Raw genomic sequence first — 26,749 nt, forward strand, 5'->3', positions numbered from 1 at the left:
GCCCCGGTGGAGCCGCGTTCTACGCTGCGCGCCATGGCAAAGGCACCCGTTCTCACCCGCCGGGCGGACGACTTCCCCCGCTGGTACCAGGACCTGGTCGGCAAGGCCGAGCTGGCCGACAACGGGCCGGTGCGCGGCACCATGGTCATCCGACCGTACGGCTACGGCCTGTGGGAACGGATGCAGCAGGACCTGGACGCCCGGATCAAGGCGGCCGGCGCCCAGAACGCGTACTTTCCGCTCTTCATCCCGCAGTCGTACCTGACCAGGGAGGCCGACCACGTCGAGGGCTTCGCGCCCGAGCTGGCCGTCGTCACCCACGGCGGCGGCAAGGAGCTGGAGGAGCCCGTCGTCGTCCGCCCCACCTCCGAGACGATCGTCAACGACTACTTCTCCAAGTGGGTGCAGAGCTACCGCGACCTGCCGCTGCTGATCAACCAGTGGGCGAACGTGGTCCGCTGGGAACTCCGGCCGCGCGTGTTCCTTCGTACGACGGAATTCCTGTGGCAGGAAGGCCACACGGCACACGCCACCTACGAGGACGCCCGGGACTACGCCGCGCGCATCCACCGGGAGGTGTACGCCGACTTCCTGGAGAACGTCCTCGCCATGGATGTCGTACCGGGTCGCAAGACGGTCAGGGAGCGGTTCGCCGGCGCGATCAACACGCTCACCCTGGAGGGCATGATGGGCGACGGCAAGGCCCTCCAGATGACCACCAGTCACGAACTGGGCCAGAACTTCGCCAAGGCGTTCGCGACGCGGTACCTGTCGAAGGACGGCCGTGAGGAGTACGTCTGGCAGACGTCCTGGGGCTCCACGACCCGAATGGTCGGCGCACTGGTGATGATGCACGGCGACGACGACGGCCTCCGCGTCCCGCCGCGGCTGGCCCCGGTCCAGGTGGTCGTCGTGGCCGTCAAGGACGACGACGCGGTCCTGGCCACGGTCCGTGAGATCGGGGACCGGCTGAGGACGGCCGGCATCCGCGTGCACGTCGACGACCGTGTCGACACCCCCTTCGGCCGCCGCGCGGTCGACTGGGAGCTCAAGGGGGTGCCCGTACGCGTCGAGGTCGGACCGCGCGACCTGCAGAACGGTACGGCCGTGCTGGTCCGCCGCCTGGCGGGAACCAAGGAGCCGACGCCGATCGGGGCACTTTCCCAGGTCCTGCCCAAGGTGCTGGAGGACGACCAGGCGCTGCTGCTGGCGCAGTCCCGTGAGCGTCGCAGGGACCGCACCGTCGAGGTGACCACGGTCAAGGAGGCGGCGGAGGCGGCGAGCACCGGCTGGGCGCGCATCGCCTGGGAGACGCTGGGCGTGGAGGGCGAGGCGAAACTCGCCGAACAGGGAGTGTCCGTGCGGTGCCTGGTCGCCGCGGACGGTTCCGTTCCCGAGAGCGACGACCAGCCGGGCAACGTCGCTGTCGTGGCCCGCGCCTACTGACCCCGCCCACTGCCGCTCGGTGCGCCGGTGAGCCGGTGAGCCGGTGCGGCACCGCAGGCGAGCGGCTTCACCGCCTGAACTCCGTTGAGAAACAAGGTGATTCTTTGTTTTAACTCTTGACGGCCGAAGGCACGGAGAGCACATTGGGCCCACTTTGAGAGCGCTCTCAACCAGTCTCAGCCACTCCCGGCGCTCTCCGAGGCACACCCGCGCACCCCCCTCCGTACCCGAGAGGCACCCCCATGAGTGAAACCTCCGGTATAGCCCCTGCGGATCACAGACGGCGACGCTCGTTCCGCCGCGCCCTCCTCGCCGCGCTCGCCACCATGGGCCTGGCGGTCGCGGCCGCCACCACCGCCACCCTCCCCGCCAACGCCTCCGCCCCCAGCGTGCCGTCCGGCTGGAGCCAGGTCTTCCTCGACGACTTCACCGGCACCGCCGGCACCGGCGTCAACACCTCCAACTGGCAGTACGACACCGGGACTTCGTACCCCGGAGGTGCCGCCAACTGGGGCACCGGCGAGGTCGAGACGATGACCTCCAGCACCACCAACGTCGCCCTGGACGGCAGCGGCAACCTGAAGATCACGCCGGTGCGGGACTCGGCCGGCAACTGGACGTCGGGCCGCATCGAGACCACCCGTACCGACTTCCAGCCCCCGGCCGGCGGCAAGCTGCGCGTCGAGGCCCGCATCCAGATGCCGAACGTCACCGGCACCGCCGCCTACGGCTACTGGCCCGCGTTCTGGATGCTGGGCGCGCCCTACCGGGGCAACTACCAGAACTGGCCGAGCGTCGGCGAGCTGGACATCATGGAGAACGTGCAGGGTCTGAACAAGGTCTGGGCGACGATGCACTGCGGCACCAACCCGGGCGGTCCCTGCAACGAGACGACAGGCCTGGGCAATTCGACCGCCTGCCCCAACACCACCTGCCAGTCCGGCTTCCACACCTACACGATGGAGTGGGACCGCTCGGTGAGCCCCGAGGCGATCCGCTTCTACGTCGACGGCGTCAACTACCAGACGGTGACGTCCAGTCAGGTCGACGCCACCACCTGGGCGAACGCCACCAACCACGGCTTCTTCGTCATCCTGAACGTGGCGATGGGCGGCGGTTTCCCGGACGCGTTCGGCGGTGGCCCGACCAGCGCCACCGAGTCCGGCCACCCGATGGTCGTGGACTACGTCCAGGTCCTGCAGGCCAGTGGGAGCGGTACCACCACCCCGCCGACCGGCAGCCGGGACGCCTACAGCGCCATCCAGGCGGAGTCGTACGACAGCCAGTCCGGCGTGACCGCCGAGACCACCACCGACACCGGCGGCGGCCAGGACATCGGGTACGTCGCCAACGGCGACTGGGCGCTCTACAAGGGCGTCAACTTCGGCTCCACGGCGGCCACCCAGTTCTACGCGAGGGTGGCGAGCGGCGCGGCCTCCGGGGTGAGCGGCACGGTCCAGGTCCGGCTCGACAGCGCCTCCAACTCCCCCATCGGCAGCTTCTCCGTCGCCAACACGGGTGGCTGGCAGACCTGGACGACGATCCCGGCCAACATCAGCTCGGTGACGGGCACCCACGACGTCTACCTGACCTTCAGCAGCGGCCAGTCGGCGGACTTCGTGAACGTGAACTGGTTCGACTTCGGTCACTGACACGGCGTCACCGACACTGCGTCACCGACACGGCAGCCGGGCGCACGGCGCCGGAGGGATCCCCTCCGGCGCCGTCGCGCTGCCCGGCCCGCCCAGGTCAGCGCAGCTCCGCCCGGAACGCCACCGGTGTCTGCCCGGTGTGCAGGTGGAAGAACTTGGAGAAGTTCGCCGCGTCCGGGAAGCCGATCGCCGCGCCGACGCGGCCGATCGGGAGGTCGGTGTGGGCCAGGAGGCGCTTGGCCTCCAGGACGACCCGTTTGTCGATGAAACCCTTGGGGGTCTCGCCGGTCGCCGCGCGGACCGCGCGGACCAGGGTGCGGCGGGAGTAGCCGAGGGCGTCGGCGTAGGCGCTGACGCTGTGGTTGGTGGCGAAGTCCTTCTCCACCGCGTCCCGGAAGAGGGTGAAGGTCGTGTCGGCCTGGCGGCGGGCCGCCTCCGCCGAGCTGGCCGCCAGGTGGGCGAGGCGGAGGAGGAACGCCGTGAGGGAGTGCCGCAGCACGGACGCGTGCAGGCTCGGGGGGAGGGTCTCCGTGTCCTCGTACTCGCGTTGCAGGTGGGCGAGGGACGCCCGGAGCGCGGCGAGGTGCGGTGCGTCGGGGCGGAGCAGGGGCGGCAGGTCGTAGCGGTAGAGGCCGGTGGCCTCGACGGTGGCCCGCGGCAGGAAGCCGGGCTGCATGGTCAGGACGCTGCCGCGGTACTCGCAGGTCCGCGAGAAGCGGTGCACCTGACCCGGGCGGATCCAGAGCAGGTCGCCGGCCCGGGCCTCGTACTCGGCGAAGTCGATCATGTGGCGGACCGGGCCCTCGGTGAAGAGCATGACCACGTGGAAGTCGATGCGGTGGACGCGCTCCAGCGGGGCGTCGGCGTGCCACAGGCGTTCCGTCCCCATCGTGCCGACCTGCATGCCGACGCCGCCGACGCTCAGATCCACCGGGAAGGGGAAGGTCCTGATCCCGTCACCGTCGGCTGCCCCGTTGGGCGTTCTGTCCGCCATGTCCTTCTCGCGCCGTCCCTGTCGAAGATCCGTGTCCCACTTTCACCACAGGCTGACACACTCCGACCTTCCCTCCCAAAAGTCAGACTTTTACTTTTGAACGCGTCAGGCCAGCCAGAACGCTTCGAACGAGGACTTCTTGAAGATGAGCACGGAGACGAGCACGGAGACGAGCACGCAGACATCGGACGGCTTCGACGACGGCTTCGAGTGGACCGACCTCGACCGGCGCGCCGTGGACACCGCGCGCCTCCTCGCGGCCGACGCCGTCCAGCAGGTCGGCAACGGGCACCCCGGCACCGCGATGAGCCTGGCCCCGGCCGCGTACACGATCTTCCAGAAGGCGATGCGCCACGACCCGGCCGACCCCGAGTGGACCGGCCGGGACCGCTTCGTCCTCTCCCCCGGGCACACCTCGCTCACCCTCTACACCCAGCTGTTCCTCGCCGGGTACGAGCTGGAGCTGGACGACCTCAAGTCCTTCCGGACGCACGGGTCGAAGACGCCGGGGCACCCGGAGTACGGCCACACGGCCGGCGTCGAGACCACCACCGGACCCCTCGGCCAGGGCGTCGCCAACGCCGTCGGCATGGCCATGGCCGCCCGCTACGAGCGCGGTCTCTTCGACCCCGAGGCCGCCGAGGGAACCTCTCCCTTCGACCACACGATCTGGGCGATCGTCTCCGACGGCGACCTGGAGGAGGGCGTCTCCGCCGAGGCCTCGTCCCTGGCCGGCCACCAGAAGCTCGGCAATCTCGTCTTCGTGTACGACGACAACCACATCTCCATCGAGGGCGACACCGCGACCGCGTTCTCCGAGGACGTCCTCAAGCGCTACGAGGCCTACGGCTGGCACACCCAGCGCATCGAGCCGACCGCCGAGGGTGACGTCGATGTTCACGCCCTGTACACAGCACTGAAGACGGCGCGGGCCGAGACCGAGCGGCCGTCCATCATCGCGATGCGCACGATCATCGCCTGGCCCGCCCCGAACGCGCGGAACACCGAGGCCTCCCACGGCTCCGCGCTCGGCGCCGACGAGGTCGCCGCCACCAAGCGCCTCCTCGGCTTCGACCCCGAGCAGAGCTTCCAGGTCGACGCCGACGTCCTGGCCCACACCCACCGGGCCCTCGACCGGGGCGCCGAGGCCCACGCCGCCTGGGACAAGCGGATCGCCGAGTGGCGCACCGGGAACGAGGAGCACGCTCGGCTCTTCGACCGGGTCGTGGCCGGCCAGCTCCCCGAGGGCTGGGAGGAGGCGCTGCCCGTCTTCGAGGAGGGCACGTCCGTCGCCACCCGTGCCGCCTCCGGCAAGGTCCTCCAGGCGCTCGGCCCGGTGCTGCCCGAGCTGTGGGGCGGCTCCGCCGACCTCGCGGGCTCGAACAACACCACCATCGACAAGACGTCCTCCTTCCTGCCGAAGGGCAACCCGCTGCCCGAGGCGAACCCGTACGGCCGTACCGTCCACTTCGGCATCCGCGAGTTCTCGATGGCCGCCGAGATGAACGGCATCGCACTGCACGGCAACACCCGGATCTACGGCGGCACCTTCCTGGTGTTCTCCGACTACATGCGCAACGCCGTCCGCATGTCGGCGCTCATGCAGCTCCCGGTGACGTACGTCTGGACGCACGACTCGATCGGGCTCGGCGAGGACGGTCCGACCCACCAGCCGGTCGAGCACCTCGCCTCGCTGCGCGCCATCCCGGGCCTGAACGTCGTCCGCCCGGCCGACGCCAACGAGACCGCGGCGGCCTGGGCCGAGATCCTGAAGAGGCACGCCACGCACCCCGCCCCGCACGGGCTCGCGCTGACCCGCCAGGGCGTGCCGACGTACGCGCCGAACCCGGACGCGGCCAAGGGCGGCTACGTGCTGCGCGAGTCGTCGACCGAGACCCCGGAGGTGGTCCTGATCGCCACCGGTTCCGAGGTGCACCTCGCCGTCGAGGCGCGCGACCTCCTCGAGGCCGAGGGGATCGGCACCCGGGTGGTGTCGATGCCGTCCGTGGAGTGGTTCGAGGAGCAGCCCCGCGAGTACCGCGAGAGCGTCCTGCCGCCGGCCGTGAAGGCGCGGGTCGCCGTCGAGGCCGGGATCGGCCTGACCTGGTACCGCTTCGTCGGCGACGCCGGCCGGATCGTCTCCCTGGAGCACTTCGGCGCCTCCGCCGACGCCAGGACCCTGTTCGCCGAGTTCGGCTTCACCGCCGAGAACGTGGCCGCCGCGGCCCGCGAGTCCCTCGCCGCCGCCCGCACCGCCTGATCCACCAGCCAGAAACAGTTCAGAAGAGGAAGATGATCAACGTGACCGAAGCAGCCGCCACCGCGGGAGCACTGAAGCGCCTCTCCGACGAGGGCGTCTCGATCTGGCTGGACGACCTGTCGCGCAAGCGGATCAGCACCGGCAACCTCGCCGAGCTGGTCGCCACGAAGAACGTCGTCGGCGTCACCACCAACCCCTCGATCTTCCAGGCCGCCATCGGCTCGGGAGAGGGGTACGAGGAGCAGCTCGCCGACCTGGCCGTGCGGGGCGTCACGGTCGACGAGGCCGTGCGGATGATGACCACGCGGGATGTGCGGGCCGCGGCCGATGTTCTGCATTCTGTATACGATGTGTCACATGGCACGGACGGCCGGGTGTCCATCGAGGTCGACCCCCGCCTCGCCCACGACACCGCCGCCACCGTCGCCGAGGCCAAGCAGCTCGCCTGGCTGGTCGACCGCCCCAACGTGATGATCAAGATCCCGGCGACCAAGGCCGGTCTCCCGGCGATCACCGCGGTCATCGCCGAGGGCATCAGCGTCAACGTCACGCTGATCTTCTCCCTGGAGCGCTACCGCGAGGTCATGGCCGCCTACCTGGCCGGCCTGGAGCAGGCCGCCGCCAAGGGCCTGGACCTCTCCACGATCCACTCCGTGGCCTCCTTCTTCGTCTCCCGCGTCGACAGCGAGATCGACAAGCGGCTGACCGTCATCGGCACGGACGAGGCCCTCGCGCTGAAGGGCAGGGCGGCGCTGGCGAACGCGCGGCTCGCCTACGAGGCGTACGAGGAGGTCTTCGCCGGCGACCGCTGGACCGCGCTGGCCTCCGCGAAGGCCAACAAGCAGCGCCCCCTGTGGGCCTCCACCGGCGTGAAGGACCCGGCGTACAAGGACACCCTCTACGTCGACGAGCTGGTGGCCCCCGGCACCGTCAACACCATGCCGGAGGCGACGCTCGACGCGACCGCCGACCACGGTGACATCCACGGCGACACGGTGACCGGCGGCTACGCCCAGGCCCGTGCGGACCTGGAGGCGGTGGAGCGGCTCGGCATCTCCTACGACGAGGTCGTGGGCAAGCTGGAGGACGAGGGCGTCGCCAAGTTCGAGGTGGCCTGGCAGGACCTGCTGGATGCCGTCGCGAAGTCCCTGGACAGCAAGGGAGTTGAGGCGTGATGAGCGAGACCGCCAAGGAGGTGCGGGTGCCGGTGGTGCCCGCCGCCGACTGGGACAACCCGTTGCGCGACGCGCGCGACCGGCGCCTGCCGCGGGTCGCCGGCCCGTCGGGCCTGGTCATCTTCGGGGTGACCGGTGACCTGTCCCGCAAGAAGCTGATGCCGGCCGTCTACGACCTGGCCAACCGCGGGCTGCTGCCGCCGGGCTTCTCGCTCGTCGGCTTCGCCCGCCGGGACTGGGCGGACCAGGACTTCGCGCAGGTCGTCCACGACGCGGTGCGCGAGCACTCCCGGACGCCGTTCCGCGAAGAGGTCTGGCAGCAGCTCGCCGAGGGCATGCGGTTCATCCCCGGTGACTTCGACGACGACACGGCGTTCAAGCAGCTGAAGTCGGCCGTGGACGAGCTGGACTCCTCCCGGGGCACCGGCGGCAACTTCGCCTTCTACCTCTCCGTGCCGCCGAAGTTCTTCCCGAAGGTCGTCCAGCAGCTGAAGAAGGTCGGCCTGGCGACCCCGCCCGAGGGCTCATGGCGGCGGGCGGTCATCGAGAAGCCGTTCGGCCACGACCTGGCGTCGGCGCAGGACCTGAACGCGGTCGTGCACGACGTGTTCGACCCGGACCAGGTGTTCCGGATCGACCACTACCTGGGCAAGGAGACCGTCCAGAACATCCTGGCGCTGCGCTTCGCCAACCAGATGTACGAGCCGATCTGGAACCGGTCGTACGTCGACCACGTGCAGATCACGATGGCCGAGGACATCGGCATCGGCGGCCGGGCGGGTTACTACGACGGCATCGGCTCGGCCCGGGACGTCATCCAGAACCACCTGCTCCAGCTGATGGCGCTGACCGCGATGGAGGAGCCGATCGCGTTCGACGCGGACGCGCTGCTCACCGAGAAGCTGAAGGTCCTGAAGTCCGTGCGGCTGCCGGAGGAGCTGGGCAAGCACACCGTGCGCGGGCAGTACGCCGAGGGCTGGCAGGGCGGCGAGAAGGTGATCGGCTACCTCCAGGAGGACGGTATCGACCCCAGGTCGAAGACCGACACCTACGCGGCCGTCAAGCTCGGCATCGACAACCGCCGTTGGGCGGGCGTCCCCTTCTACCTGCGCACCGGCAAGCGGCTGGGCCGCCGGGTCACCGAGATCGCGGTGGTCTTCAAGCGGGCCCCGCACTCCCCGTTCGACTCCACGGCCACCGAAGAACTCGGCGCCAACGCGATCGTCATCCGCGTCCAGCCCGACGAGGGCATGACCGTCCGGTTCGGTTCCAAGGTGCCGGGCACGTCGATGGAGATCCGGGACGTGACGATGGACTTCGCGTACGGCGAGTCGTTCACGGAGTCCAGCCCGGAGGCGTACGAGCGGCTCATCCTGGATGTGCTGCTCGGCGACGCCAATTTGTTCCCTCGTCACCAGGAAGTGGAAGAGTCCTGGAAGATCCTCGACCCGATCGAGACGTACTGGGCAAAGCATGGTAAGCCCGCACAGTACGAGTCGGGCAGCTGGGGACCGCAGGAAGCCGACGAGATGCTCGCACGAGACGGACGGAGCTGGCGCAGGCCATGAAGATCGACCTCACAGACACCACGGCAAGCAAGATCAACAAGGCGCTGGTGCAGGGTCGCCGCGCCATCGGAACCCCTGCCGTGGGCATGGTCCTGACGATGGTGATCGTCACGGACGAGGAGAACGCCTACGACTCGATCAAGGCCGCCGAGGAGGCCTCGCACGAGCACCCCTCGCGCACCCTGGTCGTCATCAAGCGGCACGCCCGCACCCTGCGCGACCGCACCACGTCCCGGCTGGACGCCGAGGTCCGGGTCGGGTCCGAGGCCGGCACCGGCGAGACGGTCGTGCTGCGCACGTACGGCGAGGTCTCCGACCACGCCGACTCGGTGGTGCTGCCGCTGCTGCTGCCGGACGCCCCGGTGGTCGTGTGGTGGCCGGTGGAGGCCCCGGACACCCCCTCCAAGGACCCGCTGGGCGCGCTCGCCCAGCGCCGGATCACCGACCTGTACGCGGTCGAGCGGCCGATGCAGGTGCTGGAGACCCGCGCCCGCAACTACGCGCCCGGTGACACCGACCTCGCCTGGACCCGGCTCACCCTGTGGCGGTCGATGCTGGCCGCCGCCCTCGACCAGGCCCGGGCCGACGTGACCTCGGCGGCCGTGGAGGCCGAGGCGGACAACCCCAGCGCCGAACTCCTCGCCCGCTGGCTGGAGGCGCGGCTGAAGGTCAAGGTGGACCGCGTGGTCTCCCCCGGCCCGGTCGTCACGAAGGTCCGGCTCGGCACCGCCACCGGCGAGATCGTCATCGACCGTCCCGAGGGCCCGCTGGCCAGCCTGACCCTGCCGGGCCAGCCGCCGCGCACCCTCGCCCTGAAGGTCCGCCCCACCTCCGAACTCATCGCCGAGGAACTGCGCCGCCTCGACGCCGACGAGATGTACGCCATCGCCCTCCAGGGCGAGGGCACCAAGGAGACCGTCTCCCATGCCTGACACCCCCGAGCTCACCCGGCGGCCCGAGTGGGCCGCCCTGGAGGACCACCGGGCCGAAGGACAGCCCGTCCTGCGTGAGCTGTTCGCGGCCGACCCGGCGCGCGCCGAGCGGTACGTCGTACGGGTCGGCGACCTGTACATCGACTACAGCAAGCACCTGATCACGGACGAGACCCTCGCCCTGCTCCAGGAACTGGCCACCGCCACCGACGTGTTCGGGCTGCGGGACGCGATGTTCCGCGGCGAGAAGATCAACATCACCGAGCGGCGGGCGGTCCTGCACACCGCCCTGCGCGCCCCGCGCGACGCGGTCGTCGAGGTGGACGGGGTCGATGTCGTCCCGGCCGTGCACGCCGTCCTCGACAAGATGAGCGCCTTCGCCGAGCGCGTCCGCTCCGGCGAGTGGACCGGCCACACCGGCAAGCGCATCAAGAACGTCGTCAACATCGGCATCGGCGGCTCGGACCTCGGTCCGGCGATGGCCTACGAGGCGCTGCGCGCCTTCACGGCACGGGAGTTGACGTTCCGTTTCGTGTCCAACGTGGACGGCGCCGACCTGCACGAGGCGACCCGCGACCTGGACCCGGCGGAGACGCTGTTCATCGTCGCGTCGAAGACGTTCACCACGATCGAGACGATCACCAACGCGACCTCGGCACGCACCTGGCTCCTCGACGGGCTGGGCGCTGGGGGCCCCTCCCATTCGAGCGAATTCGAGAATGGGGGAGAGAAGGCGGTGGCGAAGCACTTCGTGGCCCTGTCGACGAACGCCGGCAAGGTGACGGAGTTCGGCATCGACCCGGACAACATGTTCGAGTTCTGGGACTGGGTCGGCGGCCGCTACTCCTACGACTCGGCCATCGGCCTCTCCCTGATGATCGCCATCGGCCCGGACCGCTTCCGCGAGATGCTGGACGGCTTCCACCTGGTCGACGAGCACTTCCGCACCGCCCCCGCCGAGGCCAACGCGCCTCTGCTGCTGGGCCTGCTGGGCGTCTGGTACGGCAACTTCTTCGACGCCCAGTCGCACGCGGTGCTGCCGTACTCGCACTACCTCTCCAAGTTCACCGCCTACCTCCAGCAGCTGGACATGGAGTCCAACGGCAAGTCGGTGGACCGGGAAGGCCGGCCGGTGCAGTGGCAGACCGGGCCGGTGGTGTGGGGCACGCCGGGCACCAACGGCCAGCACGCGTACTACCAGTTGATCCACCAGGGCACCAAGCTGATCCCGGCGGACTTCATCGGCTTCGCCGAGCCCGTCGCCGAGCTGAGCGGTGAACTCAAGGCGCAGCACGACCTGCTGATGGCGAACTTCTTCGCCCAGACGCAGGCGCTGGCCTTCGGCAAGACGGCGGCGGAGGTCCGCGCGGAGGGCGTGGCCGAGGAGCAGGTGGCGCACCGCACCTTCCGCGGCAACCACCCCACCACCACGATCCTGGCCCGCGAGCTGACCCCGTCGGTCCTCGGCCAGCTCGTCGCCCTCTACGAGCACAAGGTCTTCGTGCAGGGCGCGATCTGGAACATCGACTCCTTCGACCAGTGGGGCGTGGAGCTCGGCAAGGTCCTCGCCAAGCGCATCGAGCCCGCCCTCACGGAGGGCGCCGACGTGCCCGGCCTCGACCCGTCCACCACCGCCCTCGTCTCGACGTACCGCACGCTCAAGGAAGTGAACTGACATGCAGCTCGGACTGATCGGTCTCGGCAAGATGGGCGGCAACATGCGCGAGCGGATCCACCGCGCCGGCCACACCGTCATCGGCTACGACCGCAACCCGGACGTCTCCGACGTCAAGTCCCTCGAAGAACTGGTCGAGAAGCTCGACGCCCCGCGCGTGGTGTGGGTGATGGTCCCGGCGGGCCACGCCACCCAGTCCGTCGTCGACGAGCTCAAGGACCTGCTGTCCGAGGGCGACACGGTGGTCGACGGCGGCAACTCCCGCTGGACGGACGACGAGAAGCACGCCGCCGAGCTCGGCATCAAGGGCATCGGCTTCGTCGACGCCGGTGTCTCCGGCGGCGTGTGGGGCCTGCAGAACGGCTACGCCCTGATGGTCGGCGGCGACAAGGCACACGTCGAGCGGCTCCACCCGATCTTCGAGGCGCTCAAGCCTGAAGGCCCGTACGGCTACGTCCACGCCGGCAAGGTCGGCGCCGGGCACTTCTCCAAGATGGTCCACAACGGCATCGAGTACGCCATGATGCAGGCGTACGCGGAGGGCTGGGAGCTCCTGGAGAAGGTCAAGTCCGTGGACAACGTCCGCGAGGTCTTCCGTTCCTGGCAGGAGGGCACCGTCATCCGCTCCTGGCTGCTCGACCTCGCGGTCAACGCCCTGGACGACGACGAGCACCTGGACAAGCTGAAGGGCTTCGCTCAGGACTCCGGCGAGGGCCGCTGGACCGTCGAGGCGGCCATCGACAACGCGGTGCCGCTGCCGGCGATCACGGCCTCCCTCTTCGCCCGGTTCGCGTCCCGCCAGGACGACTCCCCGCAGATGAAGATGATCGCGGCGCTGCGCAACCAGTTCGGCGGCCACGCCGTCGAGTCGAAGTAGGTGTGCCGTGGGGGACCTCCTCCTGGTCCGCCACGGTGAGACGGAGTGGAGCGTGTCGGGCCAGCACACCAGCTGGACCGACCTGCCCCTCACCCAGCACGGCGAGGAACAGGCCAAGTCCCTCGCCCCGCTTCTCGCCGGGCGGACCTACGCACGGGTGCTGTCCAGCCCGCTGGACCGCGCGATACGCACGGCCGAACTGGCCGGTCTGACCGGGGTCGTACCAGACCCCGACCTGCACGAATGGGACTACGGCGGCTACGAGGGCATCACCACGGCGGAGATCCACCGCTCCCGGCCCGACTGGTACCTGTGGACCGACGGCGTCCCGCCGGGCCCGGAGGGCCACCCCGGTGAGTCGCCGGAGCAGATCGGCGCGCGGGCGGACCGGGTGCTCAGGAAGGTCGAGGCGGCGCTCAACGGCGGCACGGGTGACGTGATCCTGGTGGCCCACGCCCACTTCCTGCGCGTGCTGACGGCGCGCCGCCTGGGACTGCCGCCCGCCGAGGGCCGGTTGTTCCAGCTGGCGACCGGCACGGTCAGCCGGCTGTCCACCGAGCACGGGTGGCCCGTGATCACCGAGTGGAACAAGCAGCCGTAAAAAATCCTCGTGACGGCCCGTCAGTGACAACTGACGGGCCGTTTCGACGTGTTGGCTCCCCATCGGGCACACCATCGAGCACACCCGAGTTTCTACGGCCCCTTTCCTAACCCCTTGTCGAAAGTTCGGCGAAGCCCATAGCCTGACGCCGCGCCGGTGCCGTCGTACGCCCCGGCACGGCCGTGACGGGATGGGAGGGGCAGCCGCGTGAAGCGCACATCGCGTGACATCCGCACCGCGAACCGCTACGAGGTGCTGCGCCAGATCATCGCCCAGTCCCCCACCTCCCGGCAGTCGCTGGCGGCCGCCACCGGGCTGAGCGTCGCCACGGTCGCCACCCTGGTCGGCGAGTTGACGGACCTCCGGATGATCACGGAGGTCGGCTTCGAGGACTCCGCGGGCGGGCGGCCCCGCGGGCTCGTCGCCGTCAACTCCGCGGGCGGTGCGCTGATCGGCGTCGACATGGCGGAGACGTACGTCCGGGTGGAGCTGTTCGACCTGGGGCTGAACGTGCTGGCCCGCGCGGTGGAGGACATGCGCCCCGGCGAGAGCCGGCCCGAGCAGGCCGTCGCCCATGTGGCCACCGCCGTCGGCTCGGTGGTGGCCCAGGCCGGCGTCGAGGGCGCGCGGGTGCTGGGCGTCGGGGTGAGCGTGCCGGGGCAGGTGGACCGGGCCACCGGCATCGCCGAGTACGCGCCCAACTGGGACTGGCACGACGTGCCGCTCCTCGACCTGCTCGCCGAGCACATCGCCTACCCCCTCCACCTGGACAACCCGCTGCGGGCGAGTGCGGTCGCGGAGCTGTGGTTCGGAGCCGCGCGCGGACGCGAGGACGCCGTGGTGGTGAACCTCGGGACCGGGGTGGGGGCCGGGCTGGTCCTCGGCGGCGGGCTGTACCGAGGGGTGAGCAACAGCGCCGGGGAGTGGGGCCACACGACGCTCGTGCTCGACGGCCGGCTGTGCCACTGCGGCAACCACGGCTGCGTCGAGACCTACGTCGGCGCCCCCGGCATCATGCTCAACCTGCGTGAACTCAGCCCCCGATCCACGTTGTTGCACCCCGAGGACCAGACGGCCACCATCGACGCCCTGGGCCGGGGGGTCGCCGCGGGCGACCCGGTGGCCGTCAAGGTGGTCCGCGACACCGCCCGTTACCTGGGCGCGGGCATCGCGGACCTGGTGAACCTGTACAACCCCGAGGTGGTCGTGCTCAGCAGCTGGGTCGCCCGGAAGCTGGGCACGCCGCTGCTCGGCGAGGTGCGCGAGGCCGTCCGGCGGCACGCGCTGCGGCGGCCGTTCGCCGCCACCGAGATCGTCCTCTCTCCCGTCCCCACCGACCCGGTGTGCCTGGGCGCGGCCACGTTCGCGCTGGAGGGCGCCCTGCAGTCGGTGGGGCAGCGGGCCCTGAGACGCACCACCACCCCCGCAAGGAGCCGTACCGCACCACCCGTATGACGACGGAAGGGATGCCGTTTTGACCCGCACCACGCACAGCAGGAGACCGGTCCTCGCCACGGCGGCGGCCGCACTGGCCGTGACCGGGGCCCTGATCAGCTCCCCGCCCGCGGACGCCGCCGACACCGCCTCCGCCACCACCGCGGAGGTCTCGCCGCACGCCGCCCAGACCATCGACGACATCGGCGCCTCGGGCGCCTGGTGGGTCAACGACCTGCAGAACTTCTCCCCCAAGGTCCAGGCCCGGGTGGCGAAGCTGCTCTTCTCCAAGAAGGGCCTGGCCCTCAGTTCGTACCGCTACAACATCGGCGGTGGCGGGGTCGCCGTCACCACCCCGGCCCGGGCCGCCGAGGACTTCCTCAACGCCGACGGCTCCTACGACTGGAGCAAGGACAAGGGCGGGCAGACCTTCCTGAAGTACGCCGCGAAGTACGGCGTCGAGGACCTGATCGGCTTCGTCAACAGCGCGCCCGCCCAGTGGACCACCAACGGCCAGAGCTGCGGCGGTCAGTTGAAGCCGGAGGACGAGACCGCCTACGCCAAGTACGTCGCCGACGTCACGGACCACTTCGCCCGCCAGGGCGTGAAACTGGACTACATCAGCCCCTTCAACGAGCCGGACAACGACTTCGGTTCGTGCGGCCAGGAGGGCATGCAGGTCACCGTCGACCAGCGCGACGACATCGTGCGGGCGCTCGGTGCCGAGCAGCAGGCCCGGCACCAGAAGACCTCGGTCATCGCGGACGAGTCCAGTCAGACGACCCAGTTCGTCTCCGAGCTCCCGCAGTGGATCTCACAGCCCGGCACCGCGCAGTACGTGTCCGCGCTGGCCCACCACACCTACAACAACCCCAGCGACGGCCAGCTCGGCAACGTCTACGAGACGTCGAGGACCGTCGGCCAGAAGTCCTGGGCCTCGGAGATCTGCTGCTTCGGCAAGGGCTCGACGGGCTGGAACCAGGAGTACGACCCGTCCATCGACAACGCCCTGCTGATGTCCCGGATCATCTACAAGGACTTCGCGAGCGCCCACGACTCGGCCTTCCAGTGGTGGGTGGCGCTGGCCAGCGGCTACGGCACCGACCCGTACGCGAAGAACGACGTCGGCTGGAACGACGGCCTGATCTACTACGACCCCGACTACGCGACGAACGGCAACCAGACGCTGTACTTCACCAAGCGGTACTACGCGCTCGGCCAGTACAGCAAGTTCGTCGAACCCGGCTCGGTCGCGCACAACGTGACCGGGGCGCCGGACGGGGTCGAGGTGTCGGCCTACGACAGCGGCGGCAAGTGGGTGGTCGTGGTGAACAACCAGAACACCACCGACACCCCGCTGAGCCTGCACTTCAACAGCGCGACACCGGTGCGGGCCAGGGAGGCGGTGCGGACCTCGGCCACCGAGGACTGGGCCGACGTCGCGAAACCGTCGGTGGGTTCGGGGACGGTGTCCGCCACCCTCGCCGCCCGCTCGATCACGACGTACGTCTTCGACCAGAAGGGACACGGCAGTTCGGCCGTGACCGGCGCGCTGGCGGGCAAGCAGTCCGGCAAGTGCCTGACGGCGGACGCCTCCGGGGCCGCGATCGCCACCTGCACGGGCGCGGCGGACCAGTCCTGGTCGTACGACGCGAAGGGCACCCTGAAGGGCCCGAACGGCTATCTGACGGCCTCCGGTTCCGGCCTGACGGCCGCCACCGACCCCACCGGTGACGCGAGCCAGCGCTGGCTGCTGAACGCCAACGGGCAGATCCTCAGCGAGGCGTCCGGCAAGTGCCTGGACGTCAGCGGGCAGGCCACCGCCGACGGCAGCAAGGTGATCCTCTACAGCTGCAACAGCGGCAGCAACGAGGTCTGGACCAGGCGGTAACCGCACCTCACCGCCCCCGACCGAGGGCCGCCGGCAACCCCTTGCGCCGACGGCCCTCAACTCACCCTGCTTTCCCCCATGTTCGTCATTCCGAACCGGGTGCAACGTTTCACGCAGACTTCGTCCAACCTCTTGCCGAAGTATTAGCCGAAGGTTAACGTCCCGCTCCGCAACGCAATTTCAGCCATCTGGTTCCGAGGTCCCACGGGCCGTAGAGGCACAGCCGCACTCGACAGACAAGGACGTCAGCATGTCGGCACTGAGCAACAACAACTGGTCCCGCCGGTCCCTCTTCCGGGCGGCGGCGGGCATGGCCGCCGCCGGCACGCTGGCGGCGTGCGGCAGCAACAACGGCAGAGGCGGGGGCAGCGGGTCGGGCACCCAGCTCACCCAGTACTTCCACGCCTACGGCGAGGCGGGGACGGAGCAGGCCCTCAAGCGCTACGCGGCGGCGTACAAGAAGGCCGACGTGAGCACCAACTGGATCACGGGCAACAACTTCGAGTCCGCGCTCTTCGCGGCCCTGCTCACCAAGAAGGCCCCCGACGTCTTCGAGTTCCACCCGCAGCTCCAGCTCGTCAAGAGCGGCCAGGTGGCGGACCTGAGCGACATCATCGACCCGGTCAAGGACGACTTCAACCCGAACGACATCAACTCCCACACGGTCGACGGGAAGATCTACGGGATCCGGATGATCGACGACCCGCAGTTCTTCTACTACCGCAAGTCGATGCTGGAGAAGGCCAAGGTCGACGTCCCGACCACCCTCGACGAGCTGATAGAGGCCGCCGCCAAGCTCACCACCAGCAAGGTCAAGGGCGTCTTCCTCGGCAACGACTTCAGCGCGATCCAGAACCCCATCATCTGGTCCGCCGGCGCCGACACCATCAACGACAAGAACGAGATCGCCTACCACACGGACGGCGTCGTCGGAGGCCTCAAGCAGCTTCGCCAGCTGTTCACCAGCGGCAACGTGCTCCTGGACGCCCCGACCGACTTCTGGGACCCGTCCTCGCTCAACCAGGGCCTGTGCGCCATCCAGTGGGGCGGCATGTGGTCCATGCCGGCCATGCAGAAGGCCCTCGGCGACGACCTCGGCATCTTCCCGTTCCCGAAGATCGGCAGCGCCGGCAAGCTGTCCGTCTACAACGGCGGCTGGTCGATCTTCGTCAACGCCAAGGGCAAGAACGTCGACGCGGCCAAGGAGTACGTCAAGTGGCTGTGGATCGACCAGAAGAAGTACCAGGAGGACTGGGCCACCTCGTACGGCTTCCACATCCCGCCGCGCACCTCGATCGCCGGCGGGGCCACCAAGCTCAAGTCCGGCCTGGCCGCCGAGGGCGTGAAGCTCTTCACCGACTACGGCCACTTCGACAACATCGCCTACGACCAGACCATGCAGACCGCGTTCGCCGACGTGATCGCCTCCTCCGTCCGTAAGAACGGCGACCCCGAGGCGGCGCTCGACACCTGCGACAAGAAGGTCAACGTCGAGCTCAAGAAGCTGTTCGGATAGGCCACCGGGAAGACCACGACATGTCGACCACCACCACACGCGGGGTCGCCCAGCCCGCCCCGGCCAAGGCCTCCCCGGCCCGGCCGCGGCGGGGCCTGCGGGGCAACCCGACCGTGAACTTCTGGCTCTTCACCGGGCCCTTCCTCATCGGCCTGGCGATCTTCGTCATCGTGCCGATCGGCTGGAGCATCTGGCTCAGCTTCTTCGACGCCCGCTACACCGTCACGCCGAGCCATTTCATCGGCTTCGACAACTACAAGCAGATCCTGACCAACAGCGGTTTCCCCGACTCGCTGCTGACGTTCACCGTGTTCGCCGCGTTCATCGTGCCGACCACCTGGGCGCTGTCGCTCGGACTGGCGCTGCTGGTGAACCAGCTGCGGTTCATGCGGGCCTTCTTCCGGTCGGTGTTCTTCCTGCCGACCGCCGTCTCGTACGTGGCCGCCGCCCTGATCTGGAAGATGTCCATCTTCAGCGGTGTCCGCTTCGGACTCGCGAACACGGTCATCGGCTGGTTCGGCGCCGACACCGTCGCATGGATGTCCAATCCCACTCCGCCCTGGTACTGGCTGGTCATCGTGACCCTGCGGCTGTGGATCCAGTCGGGCTTCTACATGATCCTGTTCCTGGCCGCACTGCAGAACATCCCGGCCGAGCTGTACGAGGCCGCCGCCATCGACGGCGCCAAGCGGGGCTGGCAGACCTTCCGGTACATCACGCTGCCGCAGCTGCGCGCCACCTCGACCGCGGTGATCCTGCTGCTGCTCATCGCCGCCTACCAGGCGTTCGACGAGTTCTTCAACATCGTCGGGCAGAAGGCGACCTGGGCGCAGACGCCGCTCATGGAGCTCTACAAGACGGCCCTCGGCACCAGCCAGGACTACGGCGCGGGCAGCGCCGGCGCGGTCATCCTGTCGCTGCTCATCTGCCTGGTCACCCTGGTCCAGGGCAAGTTCATGGGATTCGGAAGGGGGGACGAGTCCAAGTGACCACCACCGCACCTCGGGTCGGCAAACGACGCAGGAAGGACGGCGGCGTCCTCGGCAACACGGGGCTGTACGTCGCCGTCGGCATCGCCGCCCTGCTCTTCCTGATCCCCTTCTATCTGATCGTCCGCAACGCGCTCTCCACGGACCTGGAGATCACCGGCGAGAACTGGAAGCTGCTGCCCTCCTTCCAGTGGGGCAACATCTCCGAGCTGTTCGACGACCCCACGGTCGAGTTCGGCCGCTCCATGGTGAACTCGCTGGTCGTCGCCGTCCTGACCACGGTCGGCACGCTCCTGGTGTGCTCCCTGGCCGGCTACGGCCTGGCCCGCATCCCGTACCGGCACGCCAACAAGGTCTTCTACGCGGTCCTGGCCACCCTGATGGTCCCCACGGCCGTCACCTTCGTGCCCAGCTTCGTGCTGGTCTCGTCACTCGGCTGGGTGGACACCTACCGCGGTCTGATCATCCCGGGCCTCTTCAGTGGTTTCACCTGCTTCCTTTTCCGGCAGTACTTCCTCGGATTCCCGAAGGAGCTGGAGGAGGCGGCACGCGTGGACGGGCTCGGCTACTGGGGCGCGTACTGGCGGATCGTCGTACCCAACTCGCTGAACTTCTTCGCGGCGATCGCCACGATCACCTTCATCAGCGCCTGGAACTCCTTCCTGTGGCCGCTGGTCATCGGCCAGGACCCGAGCTCCTGGACCGTGCAGATCGCGCTCTCCTCCTTCATGACCAACCAGACCGTCAACTTCCACCTGATCTTCATGGCCACCGCCATCTCCATCCTGCCCCTGGTGTTCGTCTTCCTCTTCCTCCAGCGCTGGCTGGTCCAGGGGATCGCGCAGACCGGCATCAAGGGCTGACCCGCCTCCAACCACCTCGAACACACCTCGAAAGACCTGGAGACCGATGTCCTTCCGCTCCGCCACGGCTGTCGACTACGTCGAGGACGTCTCACCGGGCTCCGGGGCCCTGCCGCCCCGCGCCTGGTATCCCGCCTCGGACGCCACCTCCCTCTCCCTGAACGGCAGTTGGCGCTTCCGGCTGTCGCCCACGGCGGACGCCGAGGACGACTCGTTCGCCGAGCCGGGGTACGACGCCGGCGGCTGGGCGGAGGTCTCGGTCCCGGGGCACTGGGTGCTCCAGGGGCATGGCGCACCGATCTACACGAACCACCTCTACCCGTTCCCGGTCGACCCGCCCCGGGTCCCGACCGAGAACCCCACCGGCGACCACCTGCGCTTCTTCGACCTGCCCGAGGGCTGGGACCCGGCGGACGGCGGGACGGTGCTGCGCTTCGACGGCGTCGAGTCCTGCGCCCGGGTGTGGCTGAACGGCACGGACATCGGCGAGTTCAAGGGCTCCCGGCTGCCGCACGAGTTCGCCGTCGGCCAGCTGCTGAAGCCGGCCGGCAACGTGCTCGCCGTCCGCGTCCACCAGTGGTCGGCCGGCTCCTACCTGGAGGACCAGGACCAGTGGTGGCTGCCCGGCATCTTCCGGGACGTGACCCTGCTGCACCGCCCGGCCGGCAGCGTCCTCGACTTCTTCGTGCACGCCTCCTACGACCACGTCACCGGCGCGGGCACGCTGCGCGTCGACTCCGACGTGGACGGCAGGGTCACCGTGCCCGACCTGGACATCGACATCGCGACCGGGGAGTCGGCGACCGTCCCCGTCGAGGCGTGGACGGCCGAGACCCCGCGGCTGTACGACGGGGTGCTGGCCACCGAGGGCGAGCGGGTGCCGCTGCGCATCGGCTTCCGGACGGTGGAGCTCGCCGACGGGCTGATCAAGGTCAACGGGCGGCCCGTCCTCTTCAAGGGCGTCAACCGCCACGAGTGGCACCCCGAACGGGGCCGGGCGCTGGATCCGGAGACCATGCTGGCGGACGTGCTGCTGATGAAGCGGCACAACATCAACGCGGTCCGCACCTCCCACTACCCGCCGCACCCGGCCTTCCTCGACCTGTGCGACGAGTACGGCCTGTGGGTGATCGACGAGTGCGACCTGGAGACCCACGGCTTCACCGAGCAGGCCTGGCGGGACAACCCGGTCGACGACGACCGCTGGACCCCGGCGCTGCTCGACCGGGCCGCCCGGATGGTCGAGCGCGACAAGAACCACCCGTCGGTGGTGATCTGGTCCCTGGGCAACGAGGCCGGCACCGGGCGCGGCCTGACCGCGATGGCCGAGTGGATCCACGGGCGGGACGCGTCACGGCTCGTGCACTACGAGGGTGACCTCGACTGCCGTGACACGGACATGTACTCGCGGATGTACGCGGACCACGCCGAGGTCGAGCGGATCGGCCGGGGTCTGGACGGCGGCACCCACAAGCGCCGCGGGCTCCCCTTCATTCTCTGCGAGTACGGGCACGCGATGGGCAACGGCCCCGGTGGACTCGCCGACTACCAGCGGATCTTCGAGTCCTACGACCGGCTCCAGGGCGGCTTCATCTGGGAGTGGATCGACCACGGCATCGAGGACGACCGTTACGGCTACGCGTACGGCGGCGACTTCGGCGAGGAACTGCACGACGGGAACTTCGTCTGCGACGGGCTGGTCTTCCCGGACCGGCGGCCCTCCCCCGGGCTGGTGGAGTACAAGAAGGTGATCGAGCCCGTCCGCATCGACGGCGATGCCGCGGACGGGACCGTACGCGTCACCAACAAGCACGACTTCGCCGATCTGTCCGCGCTGGACTTCGAGTGGTCGTACCAGGTCGGCGGCGAGACCGTCGAGTCGGGCAGCCTGGCGGTGCCGGCCCTGGCGGCCGGTGAGTCGGCTGAGGTCAAGCTGCCGGAGCCGCCGGTCGCCACCGGCACCGGCGAGACGCAGTGGACGCTGCGGGCGCTGCTGGCGGCCGACACCGCCTGGGGGCCGCGGGGCCATGTGGTGGCCTGGGGTCAGTTCCCGGTGTCGGGGAGGCAGTTGCCGTCCTTCACCGCCTCCGCCGGACCGGTGGTGTCCGACGACGGGACGATCACCCTCGGCCCGGCCGTCTTCGACGCGCGCAGCGGCGCGCTGCGGAGCATCGGCTCGGTGCCGGTGACCGGGCTGCGACTGGACGTGTGGCGGGCCACGACCGACAACGACGACGGTGCCGCCTGGCAGAGCGACATCCGCTACGGCGCGCTGTGGCGGAAGTTCGGCCTGCACCGCATGCGGCACCGTCTGGACGCGGTGGAACAGGCCCACGACGCCCTGACCGTGCGCACCCGGGTGGCGCCCGCCGCCTGGGAGTTCGGTCTGGTGACGGTCTACCGCTGGACCACGGACGGCGGCCGCCTGCGGCTCACCGTGTCCGTGACCCCCGACGGCGACTGGACGGTGCCGCTGCCCCGGCTCGGCGTCCGCCTCGGACTGCCGGCGGCCGACCGTGTGCAGTGGTTCGGCGGCGGGCCGGGCGAGGCGTACCCGGACACCAACACGGCCTCGATGGTGGGCCGTTGGCAGTCGACGGTGGACGAGATGCAGACGCCGTACCTCCGTCCGCAGGAGAACGGCGCCCGGGCGGACGTCCGTTGGGCGGAGCTCGGCGGGCTGCGGATCGAGGGCGACCCGGAGTTCTGGTTCACGGCCCGCCGCTGGACCACCGAGCAGCTGGACGCGGCGACTCACCGCAGCGACCTCGTCCCGGGTACTGCGTCCAACAGCGGCTCCGCCGCGGGTGTGTGGGTCAACCTGGACCACGGCCAGCACGGCATCGGCTCGCAGTCCTGCGGCCCGGGCGTGCTGCCGCAGTACCAACTCCACGCCGGACCGGCCGAGTTCTCCTTCGTGTTCTCGGCCGTCGACTGACCCCTCGGCACGGTCACCCTCCGTGGCCGGGTCCGCAGCGGTACAGGGTGTAGCGGGAGACGTGCACCGGTGCGCAGTGGCCGATGGCCCAGCGGACCAGGGCCCGGCCCGGGGTCTTCGCGCCCCGGGCGCGGCGGGTGAGGTCGGCTGCAGAGAGCAGGACGTAGCGGAGCCGGCCGGTGTCGATCAGGTGGTGGAACGTGCCGGGCGCGGGGTACGGCACATGGGCGGTGAAGCCGCCGAGCGGGAGGATGGCGGCGTTGTCCGAGAGGATGTACGGCGCCGCCATCTGCCAGCGGGGCACGGCGGCCAGGTAGCGGGCGCCGTCGCGGTGGGCGGTCAGGTAGGCGAGGACGCGCTGCTGGGCCGGGGTCAGGGCGGAGGCGCCGTTGCGGGTGGCGATGCTGCCCGGGCCGATCCGGCCGAAGCCGCCGGGCTGGTTGTAGCGCAGGGAGGTCGCCGACACGGACCAGACGGCGGGGACGACCAGGACCGCCGCGAGGGCGACGGCCAGCGCGGCCCTGCGCGGACGTGCCCCGCCCACGGCGAAGAGGACCAGCGCCGGCAGGGCCAGGACCGCGGCGACACCGACCGACCAGGTGAAGAAGCGCGGGTAGTACAGGGTGAGGGCCGCGCACCAGCCGACGTTGACGGCGAGGACGGCGCACAGCACGGTCCGGCGCCGTACCCGGGTCACGGCCGTCGCGGCCAGGGCCGACAGGCCGACCGCCACCACACCCATGTAGTAGGTGTGTCCGGTCACGCTGCCGAAGCTGAAGACCAGGAAGAACGTCACCAGCCAGACGCCCCACAGCAGGTACCCGGCCAGGAAGGGATCGGTGCGCTGCGGGCGGCGGCGCCACAGCGTGACCAGCCCGGCGGCGAGGCCCAGCGCCGCCAGCGGGTACAGCCAGCCCGTCTGGCTGGCCAGCCCGGGGCTGAACATCTTCCAGACGCTGTCCCCCATTCCCGCCGAGGCCCTGCCGTGCGCCCGGTCGGCGACGATGCTCCCGGTGCCGGCCGCGTCGACGCCCAGCGACTGGAAGCGGGTCAGGAAGTTGTAGCCGACGACCAGGGCGACCGGCGAGTTGTCGGTCGTGCCGTCGAGGTAGGGACGGGCGGCGGCCGGGGTGAGGCCGGCGGCCAGCATCCAGGACAGGGAGACCGCCAGCATGACCGCCCCGGACACGGCGAGGTCCCGGATCCGGCGGCGCACCGTGGTCGGCGCGGCCACCAGGTAGGTCACGGCCAGCGCGGGCAGCACCGCCCAGGCCTCCAGCATCTTGCACTGGAAGGCCGCCCCGACCCATACGCCCGCCAGGACGAGGGTGCGCAGCCGGGCGCGGGCGGTGGCCCGCTGGGTCGCCTCGACGGCCAGCAGCAACAGCAGCACGAACGGCGCGTCCTCGGTGACCGAACGGCCGAGGCCCACGGTCACCGGGGTGAGCGTGAGGAAGGCGGCGGCCAGCAGCCCTGCCGGTACGCCGGCCCAGCGCCGTACGACCACGTGGAGCAGGACCACCGAGGCCACGCCCTCCAGGGCCTGCGGGACCACCAGGGACCAGGGGTGGAAGCCGAGGACCAGCGCCGACAGGGCCTGCGGCCACAGGAAGCCGGGGAGCTTGTCCAGGGTGATGGAGTTGCCCGGGTCGAAGGAGCCGTAGAGGAAGGCGACCGGGTTGTCGGTCATGCTGCGGACCGCGCTCGCGTAGAAGGCGTGGTACGCGCTGTGCCAGATGCCCCAGAAGAAGAGCAGCGCGGCGACGGTGGCGATGCCGGCGAGGATCGGGCGCTCGTAGCGCTGGGTACGGCTCCGCGCCCGGGTCGGCGGGGGTGGCGGCCCCTCGACACGGACGAGCGGTTCGGCGCTGACAGGGCTCGGCATCGCGGACGGCCTCCAGGACTCCCGGTGTCCAGGACTTCCAGAACGCCCTGGAGTGCTACGGCCTGTAGGACGACTGGATTCCGGCGAACGTCACGTCCGGGTTGTCAAGGAACATTCAGGATGTTCGTCAGTATCACCCATGAAAGCTGTAAGAATCCTGAACCCCGCCGGTGCGCCTCACCGCCCGGCATGCTGGGCCGCGAGGCGCACCGGTGCGTTCTGGGCGCCGTATCCGCGATACCCGGAATCCCGCTCGACCAGTTCGAAGAACACCCGTCCGACCGTCCGTGTGTAGCAGTGCCGGAAGACACCGCCCGCGTCACGGTCGTAGAGGATGCCGAGGTCGCGGTACGTCTCCAGCTCGCCGTCGGTGAACTCGTACCGGGCCGCGAGGTCGTCGTAATAGTTGGCGGGGATGGGCAGCAGGCCGCCGCCGGCGCTGCGGAAGGCGCGGGCGGCGGCCACCACGTCCGCGACGGCCAGGGCGATGTGCTGGGCGTGCAGGGTGTCGTCGGCCGGGGCCGCGCCGACCCCGAGGGCGATCCGGACGCTGCCGTCGGCGTTGGTGACGGCCCGGGACCGCAGCAGCCCGTAGGGGTCGGCGACGTCGACGGACTCCTGGGCGTGCAGGCCGAGGACGCTGCGGTGGAAGAGGGTCGCCTCGTCGTACTGGTGCCAGGGCTGGACGAGCGCCAGGTGGTCGATGCGCGCCGCAGCCGCCCCCGGTTCGTGCGGCACGTCGGCGAAGTCGGCGCGCCAGTCCGGAAGTTCCGGATCCCGGCCGGTGGCGCAGAAGAACAGCTCCGTGCCGTCGGGGGCGGCGACCGCGTCGAGCGGGGCGTCCTCTGGGGCGCGGCGGCGGGGCAGCACGGGGGCGAGCAGGGCCTCGGCGCGGCGGGCGGCACCCTGCGGGTCCGGTGACTCCAGGCCGATGGCGGCGAGTCCGGTGCCGTCACGGCGGGCGGCCGGACCGGTGTTCACCAGGATCCGGGCCTCGCCCTGCTCCCACAGGTCGACGGGCTTGCTCCGGTGACGCGCGGCCCGGGCGAAGCCGAGCGCGCCGAGCAGCGCGGAGACGGGTTCGGCGTCCGGCGTGACGAGTTCGGCGAAGGCGACCCCCGTCGGCACCACCGGCGCGGGCAACTCCCCAACCCCTACGGCCTCTTGCAGCACCAGCAGCGAACGCTGCGCGTCGACGGCGGTCGGCCCGGCCTCGGCCTGCCGGAAGACGTCGTTGAAGACCTCGAGGGAGAGCGGCCCGGCATACCCCGTGCGCAGCACGTGCCCCACGAGCCCGGCGACGTCGAACCCGCCCTGCCCCGGGAAGCACCGGTAGTGCCGGCTCCACTGGAGCACGTCCATGGCGAGCAGCGGTGCGTCGGCCAGCTGGAGGAAGAAGATCTTCTCACCGGGAATGTCCTCGATGCCCTTGGGATCGGATCCCCGGGAGAGGATGTGGAAACTGTCGAGGCAGGTCCCGAGCGCCGGATGCCCGGCCGCCTCGACGATCCCCCAGGCATGGTCGTAGGTACTCACATGCCGCCCCCAGGCGAGTGCCTCGTAGGCGACGCGGATGCCGAAGTCCTGTGCGAGCGCGGCCAGTCGGGAGAGCTGCTCGGCCGCGAGACCGTCGTCGTCGACCGCGAGCGGCGAGACGGAGGAACAGACGAGAACGGTGTCGGCCCCCAACTCCCGCATCAGCCCGAACTTGTGCCGGGCACGGCGGAGATTGCGCGCGAACTCGCCCTCCGGGACGGCTTCGATGTCCCGCATGGGTTGGTAGAGATCGACGGTGAGCCCGAGATCTGCGCACCGAGTCCGTATCTCACGGGGCGAGAGCGGACTGGCGAGCAGATCGTTCTCGAAGATCTCCACCCCGTCGAACCCGGCCCGGGAGGCGGCGGTGAGCTTTTCGGTCAGAGACCCACTGAGCGAAACGGTGGCAATGGAAGTACGCATGACCTTTTTCCTCACGTGCACAGCACTTACCTAGGGGCGCGGGGCTGTATCGATTTACGGCTGCCGCCGCGTGGGCGCGACAAGCCACAACGGA

Annotated in this window: 18 protein-coding genes; 15 read left to right on the forward strand and 3 right to left on the reverse strand. The window is 70.1% G+C overall.

All coding sequences use genetic code 11. From position 1 onward, the window contains the following. Window positions 1-33: 33 nt before the first annotated feature. The gene (gene proS / locus ACFWPQ_RS32655) at window positions 34-1,446 is read left to right on the forward strand and encodes a proline--tRNA ligase (RefSeq protein ID WP_384042663.1); all 1,413 of its coding nucleotides are present in this window, start codon (window positions 34-36) and stop codon (window positions 1,444-1,446) included. Window positions 1,447-1,688: 242 nt separating this feature from the next. Next, on the forward strand, window positions 1,689-3,098 hold the full coding sequence (locus ACFWPQ_RS32660) for a glycoside hydrolase family 16 protein (RefSeq protein WP_361302062.1): 1,410 nt from the start codon (window positions 1,689-1,691) through the stop codon (window positions 3,096-3,098). 97 nt (window positions 3,099-3,195) lie between these two features. Here ACFWPQ_RS32660 and ACFWPQ_RS32665 read toward each other — a convergent pair whose 3' ends face one another. After that, a complete protein-coding gene (locus tag ACFWPQ_RS32665; RefSeq protein WP_361302065.1) occupies window positions 3,196-4,092 on the reverse strand; it encodes an AraC family transcriptional regulator in 897 nt (298 codons plus the stop codon). A 145-nt stretch (window positions 4,093-4,237) separates the two neighbouring features. On the opposite strand from ACFWPQ_RS32665, the gene tkt reads away from it, so the two are divergent. The 13 genes from tkt (at window position 4,238) to ACFWPQ_RS32730 (ending at window position 22,811) form a co-directional block, all read left to right on the forward strand. Beyond that, window positions 4,238-6,352 carry a transketolase gene (gene tkt / locus ACFWPQ_RS32670; RefSeq protein ID WP_384042667.1) on the forward strand — a complete coding sequence of 705 codons (2,115 nt, stop codon included), beginning with the start codon at window positions 4,238-4,240 and terminating at the stop codon, window positions 6,350-6,352. A gap of 32 nt (window positions 6,353-6,384) precedes the next feature. After that, the gene (gene tal, locus ACFWPQ_RS32675; protein WP_384042669.1) at window positions 6,385-7,527 is read left to right on the forward strand and encodes a transaldolase; all 1,143 of its coding nucleotides are present in this window, start codon (window positions 6,385-6,387) and stop codon (window positions 7,525-7,527) included. After that, window positions 7,527-9,095 carry a glucose-6-phosphate dehydrogenase gene (zwf, locus tag ACFWPQ_RS32680; RefSeq protein ID WP_384042672.1) on the forward strand — a complete coding sequence of 523 codons (1,569 nt, stop codon included), beginning with the start codon at window positions 7,527-7,529 and terminating at the stop codon, window positions 9,093-9,095. The genes tal and zwf overlap by 1 nt, the downstream gene beginning before the upstream one ends. Further along, complete coding sequence (gene opcA, locus ACFWPQ_RS32685; RefSeq protein ID WP_361302077.1) at window positions 9,092-10,027, forward strand: glucose-6-phosphate dehydrogenase assembly protein OpcA; 936 nt, start codon at window positions 9,092-9,094, stop codon at window positions 10,025-10,027. Before zwf ends, opcA begins: the two co-directional genes overlap by 4 nt. Then, window positions 10,020-11,702, forward strand: coding sequence for a glucose-6-phosphate isomerase (gene pgi / locus ACFWPQ_RS32690; RefSeq protein WP_384042675.1), 1,683 nt, complete (start codon window positions 10,020-10,022; stop codon window positions 11,700-11,702). The genes opcA and pgi overlap by 8 nt, the downstream gene beginning before the upstream one ends. A 1-nt stretch (window position 11,703) precedes the next feature. Next, window positions 11,704-12,579 carry a phosphogluconate dehydrogenase (NAD(+)-dependent, decarboxylating) gene (gnd, locus tag ACFWPQ_RS32695; RefSeq protein ID WP_384042678.1) on the forward strand — a complete coding sequence of 292 codons (876 nt, stop codon included), beginning with the start codon at window positions 11,704-11,706 and terminating at the stop codon, window positions 12,577-12,579. A gap of 7 nt (window positions 12,580-12,586) precedes the next feature. Then, on the forward strand, window positions 12,587-13,180 hold the full coding sequence (locus ACFWPQ_RS32700; RefSeq protein WP_361302086.1) for a histidine phosphatase family protein: 594 nt from the start codon (window positions 12,587-12,589) through the stop codon (window positions 13,178-13,180). A gap of 207 nt (window positions 13,181-13,387) precedes the next feature. Further along, complete coding sequence (locus ACFWPQ_RS32705) at window positions 13,388-14,635, forward strand: ROK family protein (RefSeq protein WP_384042682.1); 1,248 nt, start codon at window positions 13,388-13,390, stop codon at window positions 14,633-14,635. A 19-nt stretch (window positions 14,636-14,654) separates the two neighbouring features. Beyond that, window positions 14,655-16,505: a glycoside hydrolase gene (locus tag ACFWPQ_RS32710; protein WP_384042685.1), complete on the forward strand. Its 1,851-nt coding sequence runs from the start codon at window positions 14,655-14,657 to the stop codon at window positions 16,503-16,505. 250 nt (window positions 16,506-16,755) lie between these two features. After that, complete coding sequence (locus tag ACFWPQ_RS32715; RefSeq protein WP_384042687.1) at window positions 16,756-18,021, forward strand: ABC transporter substrate-binding protein; 1,266 nt, start codon at window positions 16,756-16,758, stop codon at window positions 18,019-18,021. A gap of 20 nt (window positions 18,022-18,041) precedes the next feature. Next, a complete protein-coding gene (locus ACFWPQ_RS32720) occupies window positions 18,042-19,010 on the forward strand; it encodes a carbohydrate ABC transporter permease (protein WP_384042691.1) in 969 nt (322 codons plus the stop codon). After that, window positions 19,007-19,873 carry a carbohydrate ABC transporter permease gene (locus ACFWPQ_RS32725; RefSeq protein WP_384042694.1) on the forward strand — a complete coding sequence of 289 codons (867 nt, stop codon included), beginning with the start codon at window positions 19,007-19,009 and terminating at the stop codon, window positions 19,871-19,873. The genes ACFWPQ_RS32720 and ACFWPQ_RS32725 overlap by 4 nt, the downstream gene beginning before the upstream one ends. Before the next feature lie 46 nt (window positions 19,874-19,919). Beyond that, window positions 19,920-22,811 carry a glycoside hydrolase family 2 TIM barrel-domain containing protein gene (locus ACFWPQ_RS32730; RefSeq protein ID WP_384042697.1) on the forward strand — a complete coding sequence of 964 codons (2,892 nt, stop codon included), beginning with the start codon at window positions 19,920-19,922 and terminating at the stop codon, window positions 22,809-22,811. 13 nt (window positions 22,812-22,824) lie between these two features. On the opposite strand, the gene ACFWPQ_RS32735 is transcribed toward ACFWPQ_RS32730, so the two are convergent. Both ACFWPQ_RS32735 and ACFWPQ_RS32740 read right to left on the reverse strand, forming a co-directional pair. Beyond that, the gene (locus ACFWPQ_RS32735; protein WP_384042699.1) at window positions 22,825-24,696 is read right to left on the reverse strand and encodes an ArnT family glycosyltransferase; all 1,872 of its coding nucleotides are present in this window, start codon (window positions 24,694-24,696) and stop codon (window positions 22,825-22,827) included. Window positions 24,697-24,873: 177 nt separating this feature from the next. Further along, window positions 24,874-26,655 (reverse strand): TIM barrel protein, encoded by a 1,782-nt coding sequence (locus tag ACFWPQ_RS32740; RefSeq protein WP_384042701.1) that lies wholly within the window; start codon window positions 26,653-26,655, stop codon window positions 24,874-24,876. Window positions 26,656-26,749: the final 94 nt, after the last annotated feature.

The sequence above is a fragment of the Streptomyces sp. NPDC058464 genome, from assembly GCF_042721035.1.
GTDB lineage: Bacteria > Actinomycetota > Actinomycetes > Streptomycetales > Streptomycetaceae > Streptomyces.

Coding starts and splice junctions, on each gene's coding strand:
- proS (WP_384042663.1), top strand. CDS start 34: ATGGCAAAGGCACCCGTTCTCACCCGCCGGGCGGACGACTTCCCCCGC.
- ACFWPQ_RS32660 (WP_361302062.1), top strand. CDS start 1,689: ATGAGTGAAACCTCCGGTATAGCCCCTGCGGATCACAGACGGCGACGC.
- ACFWPQ_RS32665 (WP_361302065.1), bottom strand. CDS start 4,092: ATGGCGGACAGAACGCCCAACGGGGCAGCCGACGGTGACGGGATCAGG.
- tkt (WP_384042667.1), top strand. CDS start 4,238: ATGAGCACGGAGACGAGCACGGAGACGAGCACGCAGACATCGGACGGC.
- tal (WP_384042669.1), top strand. CDS start 6,385: ATGATCAACGTGACCGAAGCAGCCGCCACCGCGGGAGCACTGAAGCGC.
- zwf (WP_384042672.1), top strand. CDS start 7,527: ATGAGCGAGACCGCCAAGGAGGTGCGGGTGCCGGTGGTGCCCGCCGCC.
- opcA (WP_361302077.1), top strand. CDS start 9,092: ATGAAGATCGACCTCACAGACACCACGGCAAGCAAGATCAACAAGGCG.
- pgi (WP_384042675.1), top strand. CDS start 10,020: ATGCCTGACACCCCCGAGCTCACCCGGCGGCCCGAGTGGGCCGCCCTG.
- gnd (WP_384042678.1), top strand. CDS start 11,704: ATGCAGCTCGGACTGATCGGTCTCGGCAAGATGGGCGGCAACATGCGC.
- ACFWPQ_RS32715 (WP_384042687.1), top strand. CDS start 16,756: ATGTCGGCACTGAGCAACAACAACTGGTCCCGCCGGTCCCTCTTCCGG.
- ACFWPQ_RS32720 (WP_384042691.1), top strand. CDS start 18,042: ATGTCGACCACCACCACACGCGGGGTCGCCCAGCCCGCCCCGGCCAAG.
- ACFWPQ_RS32730 (WP_384042697.1), top strand. CDS start 19,920: ATGTCCTTCCGCTCCGCCACGGCTGTCGACTACGTCGAGGACGTCTCA.
- ACFWPQ_RS32735 (WP_384042699.1), bottom strand. CDS start 24,696: ATGCCGAGCCCTGTCAGCGCCGAACCGCTCGTCCGTGTCGAGGGGCCG.
- ACFWPQ_RS32740 (WP_384042701.1), bottom strand. CDS start 26,655: ATGCGTACTTCCATTGCCACCGTTTCGCTCAGTGGGTCTCTGACCGAA.